The sequence below is a fragment of the Parafrankia sp. Ea1.12 genome, assembly GCF_900465275.1.
Taxonomy (GTDB): domain Bacteria; phylum Actinomycetota; class Actinomycetes; order Frankiales; family Frankiaceae; genus Parafrankia; species Parafrankia soli.
The window spans coordinates 1-705 of the sequence record NZ_UBIZ01000041.1; the positions used below are offsets into that span (position 1 = coordinate 1).

The window sequence follows — 705 nt, forward strand, 5'->3', positions numbered from 1 at the left end:
GCGCCCACCCGGTACGACAGCCGGGCCGTCACCCTGCCCACCAGCCGGAAACACCATCAACAAGCCGGAAAGGGAAAGATCACCGATCTTTGATCACGCCAACCGTCGTTACTGACGGATGTAGGTCAGAGAACCATGGCATGCACGGAATCTCCAAGCACGAGAACCGGGAGATCCCGCGTCCGCCCGTCGGAGTGATGACCGGCGGGACGTCCAGGGAACGCCGAGGCGGTAATCCTGGGATGCACGGACACGGGAAGTCGGACACGCCAATAGTACCTGTGAACCTGCCGAACAAGCCCGTGCGAGCGGGTGCGGAGGTGGGGGAGGGAAGGGGCGTGGCCAAGGGGAACACGGCCAGCGAAACACGTCCCGGACGCAGAGCCGGGCCAGGCGTGTCAAGCCCGTTGGATCGTGTGCGCCTAGCCGCACGGCAGGACAAGGGAATGCGGTTCACCGCGCTGCTCCACCACGTGGACCTGGACCGCCTGGAGGCGGCGTACCGGGCGATCCGCCCGCAGGCCGCGCCCGGCGTGGACGGGGTGACGTGGCGGGAGTATGGGCGGGACCTTCAGGGTAACCTGCGGGACCTGCACGCCCGGATCCACTCGGGGCGTTACCGGGCGAGTCCCTCGCGGAGGGTGTACATCCCGAAGGCGGACGGGCGGCTGCGGCCGCTCGGTATCGCCACGCTGGAGGACAAGA

Annotated in this window: 1 pseudogene; it reads left to right on the top strand. The window is 67.7% G+C overall.

What is annotated here, in order from left to right:
* Positions 1-242 precede the first annotated feature (242 nt).
* Positions 243-705 (top strand): annotated as a pseudogene (locus FMEAI12_RS37555) (group II intron reverse transcriptase/maturase); the annotation flags it as partial.